This window comes from Variovorax sp. 20P10.2.4, assembly GCF_058244205.1.
This window is the reverse complement of sequence record NZ_JBZAYE010000294.1, coordinates 1-8,752: the sequence shown is the minus strand read 5'-3', so window position 1 is coordinate 8,752 and position 8,752 is coordinate 1. Positions and strand designations below refer to the sequence as shown.

9 protein-coding genes are annotated in these 8,752 nt (G+C 68.6%); all 9 read right to left on the bottom strand.

Annotated elements, in window-relative coordinates:
- The coding region (locus AC27VN_RS24065) for a (2Fe-2S)-binding protein (protein WP_490878133.1) at window positions 1–446 on the bottom strand (446 nt) is incomplete at its 3' end.
- Window positions 424–1,584, bottom strand: a complete 1,161-nt coding sequence (locus AC27VN_RS24060) for an ABC transporter substrate-binding protein (RefSeq protein ID WP_177239350.1) — start codon at window positions 1,582–1,584, stop codon at window positions 424–426. The genes AC27VN_RS24065 and AC27VN_RS24060, both read right to left, overlap by 23 nt.
- Before the next feature lie 80 nt (window positions 1,585–1,664).
- Window positions 1,665–2,390 carry a bifunctional nicotinamidase/pyrazinamidase gene (gene pncA / locus AC27VN_RS24055; RefSeq protein WP_057593414.1) on the bottom strand — a complete coding sequence of 242 codons (726 nt, stop codon included), beginning with the start codon at window positions 2,388–2,390 and terminating at the stop codon, window positions 1,665–1,667.
- An 85-nt stretch (window positions 2,391–2,475) separates the two neighbouring features.
- Window positions 2,476–3,219, bottom strand: coding sequence for an ABC transporter ATP-binding protein (locus AC27VN_RS24050; protein WP_490878132.1), 744 nt, complete (start codon window positions 3,217–3,219; stop codon window positions 2,476–2,478).
- Window positions 3,216–3,980, bottom strand: coding sequence for an ABC transporter ATP-binding protein (locus AC27VN_RS24045; RefSeq protein WP_490878131.1), 765 nt, complete (start codon window positions 3,978–3,980; stop codon window positions 3,216–3,218). Before AC27VN_RS24045 ends, AC27VN_RS24050 begins: the two co-directional genes overlap by 4 nt.
- Window positions 3,977–5,908, bottom strand: a complete 1,932-nt coding sequence (locus tag AC27VN_RS24040) for an ABC transporter permease (RefSeq protein WP_490878130.1) — start codon at window positions 5,906–5,908, stop codon at window positions 3,977–3,979. Before AC27VN_RS24040 ends, AC27VN_RS24045 begins: the two co-directional genes overlap by 4 nt.
- Before the next feature lie 202 nt (window positions 5,909–6,110).
- On the bottom strand, window positions 6,111–7,316 hold the full coding sequence (locus AC27VN_RS24035; RefSeq protein ID WP_093343883.1) for an ABC transporter substrate-binding protein: 1,206 nt from the start codon (window positions 7,314–7,316) through the stop codon (window positions 6,111–6,113).
- Between the two features lie 81 nt (window positions 7,317–7,397).
- Entirely contained in the window at window positions 7,398–7,982 is a 585-nt protein-coding gene (locus AC27VN_RS24030; RefSeq protein ID WP_057593419.1) for an amino acid synthesis family protein, read from the bottom strand.
- Window positions 7,983–8,028: 46 nt separating this feature from the next.
- Window positions 8,029–8,673, bottom strand: coding sequence for an amino acid synthesis family protein (locus AC27VN_RS24025; RefSeq protein WP_057593420.1), 645 nt, complete (start codon window positions 8,671–8,673; stop codon window positions 8,029–8,031).
- Between the last annotated feature and the right edge of the window lie 79 nt (window positions 8,674–8,752).

Sequence of the window (8,752 nt, the reverse complement as noted above, 5' to 3'; positions counted from 1 at the left end):
TGCGTGCCGCAGCGGCACAGGTTGCCCGAGAGCTCGCTGCGGATGCGCGCCTCGCTGGCGCCGGGCTCGCGCGCCAGCAATGCCGCCACCTGCATCACCATGCCGTTGAGGCAGTAGCCGCACTGCGCGGCCTGCGCCTGCTCGAAGGCGGCCTGCACCGGGTGCCAGTCGCCGCGCGTGCCCAGGCCCTCGAGCGTGGTGATGGCGCGGCCCGCCACGCCGTGCGCGGGGATCACGCAGGCGCGCGCGGCCATGCCGTCGACATGCACCGTGCAGGCGCCGCACTGGCCGAGGCCGCAGCCGTACTTGGGACCGTTGAGCCCGAGGTCGTTGCGCAGCACCTGCAGCAGCGAGGCCTCGCGCGGCACCGCGAGCGCGCGCGCGTGGCCGTTGACCCTCAGTTGCAGCGGCTCGGCACGGCCCTCAGCGCCGCAGCTGGCCGTCACGGGTGTACATCTCCAGGTCCACGAAGTTCGAGCCGTTGTGGTTCTTCGGCCCGTACTCGATCGGGAAGTCTCCGAAGCGCGTGCTGCCGATGCTCTCGAGGCCCGCGACGAAGCTCTCGCGCGTGAGCGCCTTGCCGCCGCGGCGCAGGCCCTCGGCCATCACGCGCGCGACGATGTAGCCCTCGAGCGCGGTGTAGCTGTCGATCTTCTCGCCGAACTCGGCGCGGTCGCGCTGGTAGTCGGCCACGATGGGCACGCGCACGGCCTGCGGCGGCGGCACGATGCTGGCCGTGACCAGGCCCGCGAGCTTGCCCTCGAGCCGCTGCGCCGAGCCGGCCGCGTCGGTGATGCCGACCGACAGCGTGTACAGCGGCGCGCCGCCCGCGCTCGCGCGGTAGTCGCGCATGAAGACCTCGACCTGGCGTCCGGCCATGATCATCACGACCGCGCCGGGCCTGGCCTCGGCCAGGCCCGCGACCACCGGCTTCGCGTCCTCGGCGGCGATCGCCAGCGGGAAGGTCTTGACCACCTTCACCTTGTAGTCGGCCGCGAGCTCCTCGCAGGTCGCGAGGTTCGACTTGCCGAAGGCGCTGTCCTGGTGCACCACCGCGATAGACTGGATGCCGATGGTCGACAGGTGGCTGATGATCTTGCGCAGTTCGAGGTCGTAGCCCGCGCGCACGTGGAACAGCAGCCGGTTGGTCTTCGTGCGGAACGAGGTGGTGCCCACCAGCGGCGCGAACATCGGCACGCCCGCCTTCTCGGCCAGCGGCATCGCGGCCGCGAGGTTGCCGGTGGCGACGTAGCCGGTGAGCGCGAACACCTTGTCCTCGTCGATCAGCTTCGCGGTGTTGAGCGCGGTCTTCGCGGGTTCGTAGACGTCGTCGTAGCTCACCAGTTCGAGCCGGCGCCCGTTGATGCCGCCGCCCTTGTTGACGCGGTCGAAGTGCAGCTTGATGCCCGCGCGGTAGTCGATGCCGAAGTCCTTGGCCGGACCGCTGAACACGGCCGACTGGCCGATGCGGATGGCGCCGTCGCTCACGCCGTTCTCGGCGCGCGCGGCCGCCAGCAGGCCGGGGCCGAGCGCGAGGGCCGCGCCGCCGGCCACCAGGGAACGCCTGGAGAGGGAAATCGTCATGGGGTCGTCTTGTCTCGCAGTTGTGGTGTGTCGGGTGCGCGGCACGGGCCCGCGCACCGACGGGCTTCCCCGTCGTCTTCTCAGGCGCCCTGGATGTCGGCCGACTGGATGCGCTTCACGCCCTTGGCGCTCATCTGCTTCCAGGCCGCGGCCAGCGAGCCGTTGAGGTCGATGGCGCGCGTGGCGTCCTCGATCACGTAGGCATCGAAGCCGGCCTTGCGCGCATCGAGCGCGGTCCAGGCGACGCAGAAGTCGGTCGCCAGGCCGGTCACGAACACGGTCTTGATGCCGCGCGCCTTGAGGTAGCCGGCGAGGCCGGTCGAGGTCTTGCGGTCGGCCTCCTCGAAGGCCGAGTAGCTGTCGACGTCGGCATGGAAGCCCTTGCGGATGATCAGCTGCGCGGTCGGCAGCTTGAGGTCCTTGTGCAGCGCCGCGTCGTCCGTGCCCTGCACGCAGTGGTCGGGCCACAGCACCTGGTTGCCGTAGTTCAGCTTGATGCTGCTGAAGGGCTTCTGCCCCGCGTGCGCGCTCGCGAACGAGGCATGGCCCTGGGTGTGCCAGTCCTGCGTGACCACGATGTTCTGGAACGAGGCGGCCAGCTGGTTGATGACCGGCACCACGTCGGCGCCGCCTTTCACCGGCAGCGTGCCGCCGTCGATGAAGCAGTTCTGCACGTCGACCACGATCAGCACGGCCTTGTCGCCGGGCTTGATCTTCGCGCCGGCGGCGAAGAGCGCGCCCGAGGCGCCGAGCAGGCCGAGGGCGGCCGTGGATTGGAGGAAGCGTCTGCGGTGCGTGTCGTTCATGGTCTGTGCTCCGTGCTTGCGTTGATGGAAACGAAACCCTGCAAGGAATGCGCCCGCGGGCGCATCCGACTCATACAACTGACAACTAGACGCTCAGGTACGCGCGCCGCACTTCCTCGTTGGCCGCGAGCTCGGCCATGGTGGCGTGGTAGCGGATCTGGCCCTTCTCGAGCACGTAGGCACGGTCGGAGACCAGCTCCGCGAAGTGCATGTTCTGCTCCGACAGCAGGATGCTCACGCCCTGCGCCTTGAGCTCGAGGATCATGTTCGCCATCTGCTCGACGATCACCGGCGCCACGCCCTCCGAAGGTTCGTCGAGCAGCACCAGGTAGGGGTTGCCCATCAGCGTGCGCGCCACGGTCAGCATCTGCTGCTCGCCGCCGCTCATGCGACCGCCGGGGCGGTGGGGCATCTCGCCGAGGTTGGGGAACAGCTTGAACAGCCGCTCGGGCGTCCACAGCGGCGCGTCGCTGCCGTCGGCCCAGCGGCGCGCGGCCTGCTTGCCGACCTCGAGGTTCTCCATCACCGTGAGGTCGGTGAACACGCGCCGGTCCTCGGGCACGAAGCCCAGGCCCAGGCGCGCCGCGTGGTGCGGCTCGCTCTTCGAGATGTCGTGGCCCAGGAAGCGCACCGCGCCGCGGCGCTTGCCGAGCATGCCGATCAGCGCCTTGAGCGTGGTCGACTTGCCGGCGCCGTTGCGGCCCATGAGCGCGACCACCTCGCCGCGCCGCACCTCGAGGTCGACGTCGTAGAGGATCTGGGCGGCGCCGTACCAGGCGCACAGGGCCTTGGCCTGGAGCAGGGGTTCGGAGGCGTTCGTCGTGTTCATGCCGCTGCTTTCTCGAAGGTCTTGCCGCTGCCGAAATACACCTCCTGCACCTTCGGGTGGTCGCGGATCTCGAGCGGCTTGCCCTGCGCGATGAGGCGGCCGCGCGCCAGCACGATCATGCGGTCGGCATAGGCGAACACCACGTCCATGCTGTGCTCGGTGAACAGCACGGCCATGCCGCGGTCGATGACCAGCTGCTTGGTGAGCGCCATCAGCGAGTTGCGTTCCTTCGGCGCCATGCCGGCCGTGGGCTCGTCCATCAACAGCAGCTTGGGGCTGTTGGCCATCGCGATCGCGAGCTCCACGCGCTTGACGTCGCCATAGGCCAGCACGCTGCAGGGCCGGTCGGCCTGCGACTTCATGCCGACCTGGTCGAGCAGCGCCAGCGCCTCGTCGCGCTTGTGCTCGGCGGCGCGGCGCCACATCGAGAACAGCTTGCGGTCGTGCGAGAGCAGCGCCATCTGCACGTTCTCGACCACGGTGAGCGAGGCGAAGGTCTCGGCGATCTGGAAGGTGCGGCCCACGCCCATGCGCCAGATCTCGCGCGGCTTGCGGCCCACGAGTTCCTGGCCGTCGAGCGTGATCGAGCCCTGGTCGGCCTTGAGCTGGCCGTTGACCATGTTGAAGGTGGTGGACTTGCCGGCGCCGTTGGGGCCGATCAGCGCCAGCAGCTCGCCGGGCGGCAGCTCGAAGCTGATGCCATCGACGGCCTTGACGCCGCCGAAGGACTTGCCGAGGTTGTTGACCTTGAGCAGGCTCATGCTTTCACCTCCTCGAGCTTGGCATCGACGGCTTTCTTCTCTTCCTTCGGTGCGCGGAAACGCTCCGCGAGCTGCTTGATCGATCCCGCGATGCCCTGCGGGAACAGCAGCACCAGGATCAGGATGATGGCGCCGAGCATCGCGCGCCAGTAGTCGGTGTTGCGCGCCACGGTGTCGTGCAGCCAGGTGAAGGTGACGGCGCCGACCACCGGGCCCGCGAGCGTCTGGATGCCGCCGAGCAGCACCATCACGAGGCCGTCGACCGACTTGCCGACCGACAGCGTCTCGGGCGAGATGCTGCCCTTGGAGAAGGCGAACAGCGCACCGGCCAGGCCCGCGACCGCGCCAGCGATGACGAAGGCGGCCCACTGCATGCGCTTGACGTCGATGCCGATGGCGTCGGCGCGCAGCACCGAGTCGCGGCCCGCGCGCAGGGTGTAGCCGAAGGGCGAATACAGCACGCGGCGCAGCCACCAGACGCCGGCCGACACCAGCACCAGCGTGAGCCAGTAGTAGGCGCGCTTGTCCGACAGCCAGGCCGAGGGCCAGACGCCCGTGAGGCCGTTGCTGCCGCCCGTGAAGCTGTCCCACTGGTAGGTGATGGCCCAGGTGATCTGCGCGAAGGCCAGCGTGAGCATCGCGAGGTACACGCCCGACAGCCGCACCGCGAACCAGCCGTAGACGAAGGCGCCGAGCGCGGCCACCAGCGGCGCGACCACCAGCGTGAGTTCCATCGGCAGGCCCAGCGAACGCGCGAGCAGTGCGGCGCCGTAGGCCCCGAGGCCGAAGTAGGCGGCATGGCCGAACGAGTGCATGCCGGCCGGGCCCATGATGAAGTGCAGGCTGGTGGCGAACAGGGCCGCGATCAGCAGGTCGATCATCAGCACCAGCGTGTAGGGCGAGCCGGCCGTCAGCACCGGCAGCGCGGCGAGCACCAGCGCGAGCACCGCGACGCCGGCCAGGTAGAGGTTGCCGGGACGGCGCAGCGGTTCCTCCTGCATGCCGACGTAGCGGCTCGGCGCCTGCGCGCGGCCGAACAGGCCCCACGGGCGCCACACCAGCACGGCCGCCATCACGAGGAAGTCGACCATCAGCGTGAGCTTGGAGAAGGACACGTCGATGCCGAAGATCTGCACCACGCCGAGCCAGATGCACACGGCCTTGATCTCGGCGATCAGCAGCGCGGCCACGTAGGCACCGGGCAGCGAGCCCATGCCGCCGACCACCACCACCACGAAGGCGGCGCCGATGGTGTTGAGGTCCATCTCGAGCGTGGCGGGCTCGCGCGGCAGCTGCAGCGCGCCGCCCAGGCCCGCGAGCAGCGCGCCGAGCGCGAACACCGCGGTGAAGAGCCAGGCCTGGTTGACGCCCAGCGCGCTGACCATCTCGCGGTCCTGCGTGGCGGCGCGCACCAGCGTGCCGAAGCGCGTGCGCGTGAGCAGCAGCCAGACCAGGCCCAGCACCACCGGGCCGACCACGATCAGGAACAGGTCGTACGAGGGGAACTGGCGTCCGAGGATTTCGACGGAGCCTTTGAGGCCGGGCGCGCGCGGGCCCAGCAGCTCGTCGGGGCCCCAGAGCCACAGCACCGCGTCCTTGATGACGAGCACCAGCGCGAAAGTGGCGAGCAGCTGGAACAGCTCGGGCGCCTTGTAGATGCGGCGCAGCAGCAGCACCTCGATCAGCGCGCCGAGCACGCCGACCGCGACCGCCGCGATCAGCAGCGCGGGCCAGAAGCCCAGGCTCGCGCCGAGCTTGTCGACCAGCGTGTACGCGAGGTAGATGCCGACCATGAAGAAGGATCCATGGGCGAAATTGACGATGCGCGTCACGCCGAAGATCAACGAGAGGCCGGCCGCCACGAAGAACAGCGACGAGGCGCCGGCCAACCCGTTGAGCAACTGAACAACGAAGCCTGAAAAGCTCATTCAAGGATCCCGAGGAACTGGAAACTGGGGTGCGTCGAAGTGCTTCGCGCACCGCTTCGGCCACGATGACAAGGCGCCATTCGCATCGAATGGCCTGCGATCCACGTCAACCGTTCGGGCTGAGCCTGTCGAAGCCGGGGTGCGGCGCTTCGACGAGCTCAGCGTGAACGGTCTGCCGGCGAAAACCGGAAGCGCTCCGACCTCAGTCGGCGGGGCGCATCTTCTTGACTTCGTCGTCGCTCGGCTGGAACTTGGCGCCGTCGAGGTAGACGTAGTCCACCATCACGCCCTTGCCGCCGTCGTTCTTCGTCTTGCCCACGTACGCGCCCATGGTCGACTGGTTGTCCTGCGCGCGGTAGCTGATCTTGCCGAAGGGGCTGTCGAGCTGCAGGCCCTTGAAGGCCGCGACCAGCTTCTCGGTGTCGGTGCTGCCGGCCTTCTGGATGCCGGCCGCGATCGAGTGGATGGCGCTGTAGCCGACCACCGAGCCCAGGCGCGGGTAGTCCTTGAACTTGGCCTGGTAGGCATCGAGGAAGGCCTTGTGCTCGGGCGTCTTGATGCCGCTCCACGGATAGCCGGTCACGATCCAGCCGTTGGGCGCCTCGTCCTTCAGCGGGTCGAGGTACTCGGGTTCGCCGGTCAGCACGCTCACGACTTCACGGTCCTTGAACAGGCCGCGGGTGTTGCCCTCGCGCACGAACTTCGAGAGGTCGGCGCCGAACAGCACGTTGAAGATCGCGTCGGGCTTGGCATCGGCGAGCGCCTGCACCACGCTGCCCGAATCGACCTTGCCCAACGGCGGCGCCTGCTCGGCGACGAACTCCACGTCGGGCTGCGCGGCCTTGAGCAGGGTCTTGAAGGTCGCGACCGAGGACTGGCCGTACTCGTAGTTGGGGTAGACGATGGCCCAGCGCTTCTTCTTGAGCTTGGCGGCCTCGGGCACCAGCATCGCGACCTGCATGTAGGTCGAGGGACGCAGGCGGTAGGTGTAGCGGTTGCCGTTGCTCCAGACGATCTTGTCGGTCAGCGGCTCGGCGGCGAGATAGAAGAACTTCTTCTGCTTCGCGAAGTCGGTCAGCGCCAGGCCGGTGTTCGAGAGGAAGGCGCCCGCGAGCACGTCGACCTTCTCGCGCGAGATCAGCTCCTCGGCCACGCGCACGGCGTCGCCGGGGTTGGCGTTGTCGTCGCGGCTGATCAGTTCGATCTTCCGGCCGTTGACCCCGCCCTTGGCGTTGATCTCGTCGACCGCGAGTTCCATGCCCTTCTTGTAGGGCTCGAGGAAGGCCGGCTGCGCCTTGTAGCTGTTGATCTCGCCGATCTTGATCACGCCCTGGGCGTGCGCGGGAACGAGAGCGCAGGTCAGGGTCAGGACGGAAGCCGCGCTGAAAACATGGCGCAAGGGGATCATCGGGAAGCTCCTGGTGGGGTTCGAGAAAAACGGGAAAGGAACGAGGAAATCGGTGGAAAGGTGGAAAGGTGGAGTGTCGCCTCAGCGCAGGCCGTCTTCGCCCTTGATCTCGCCGGCCTGCAGGCCGCCGATGCGCGGCAGTGGGCGGCCACTGTCGGTGACCGCCACGGCCACCACGATCTCGCCGGCGCGCGGGGCGTCGGAGACGCGGGCCTCGATGGCGTCGAAATGGCTGCGCACGAAGGCCGCGTCCTTGTGGCCCAGCGGCACGTCGATCGCGGTGCCGAGGGTGCCGAGCTTCTTGGCCGAGGGCACGAGCGCCGCGCCCTTCTCGACCGCCACGCGCAGCGGCGCGCCGAGCTTGGGATGCAGGATCGCGGCCGCGTGTTCGAGCTCGCCGCCTTCGCCGACGATCGCGGCCTTGCCGTAGCTCTGCGCCTGGCCGGGCTCGATGCCCAGCGCCTTCACGGCCTTCTGGCCCAGCAGCGCGCCGAGCTCCTCGCCGATCGCGATCAGCTCGTCGAGGTTCTCGCTGTAGCGGCCCGCGTAGGGGTTGGCGATCACGGCGATGGCGACGGCGCGGCGCGTGGGCGGCGCGATGTCGCGGCCCATTTCCTTGCGGGTTTCGTCGACCTGGACGACGAGCTTGCGGATGTTGGCGGTCATGTCTGGATTTCCTTTGGCTTCTCTTCTTGTCTCTTCGTACACGGGCTCAGCGCAAGCCGTCCCACTTGGCGATGTTCTCTGCCAGCAGGCCGCCGACGCGCGCATGCACGCGGTAGCCGGTGCTCATCGCGAGGATGAACACGATCTCGTCGGCCGCGGGCGCGCCGGGCACGCGCACTTCGATCGCGTCGAACTGGCCGCGCACGTAGCTGGCGTTGATGTTGGTCAGCGGCACGTCGAGCGTGGTGCCGGGCGCGCCGACCTTCTTGGTCGAGGGCACGATCGACAGCGCGTTGCCGGGCTGGCCGGTCTTCTTCTCGTCGACGGTGCCCTTGGCATAGGCAACGCGGTCGCCCTTCCAGCCGAGCAGCTCGCGCATCGCATAGCCGCCGGGCACGTGCCACAGCGCGCCATGCTCGAGCTCGCCCGCGGCACCGACGATGGCGCCCTTGCCGTAGGTGGCGAGCTGCTCGAGCGGCACGTCCATCGCGGCGTGCAGCTTGTGCGCCATCTCGAGGCCCACCGGATCGAGCAGGCTCATCATCGGCAGGATGTCGGGCTCGTAGCGGCCCGCGAAGGGATTGGTCAGCACGGCGGCGATGGCACCACGCACCAAAGGCGTCTGGGCACGCGGCCCGAACTCGTGGTGGATGTGCTCGACCTGGGTGAAGACTCGGCGGATATCGATCATGAAAAAGAACCTTGCTTTTCGTTAAGCAATTACTGAACCAACTGCGCGCGGGAGCCTAGGGCCTGTTAACACTATGCAA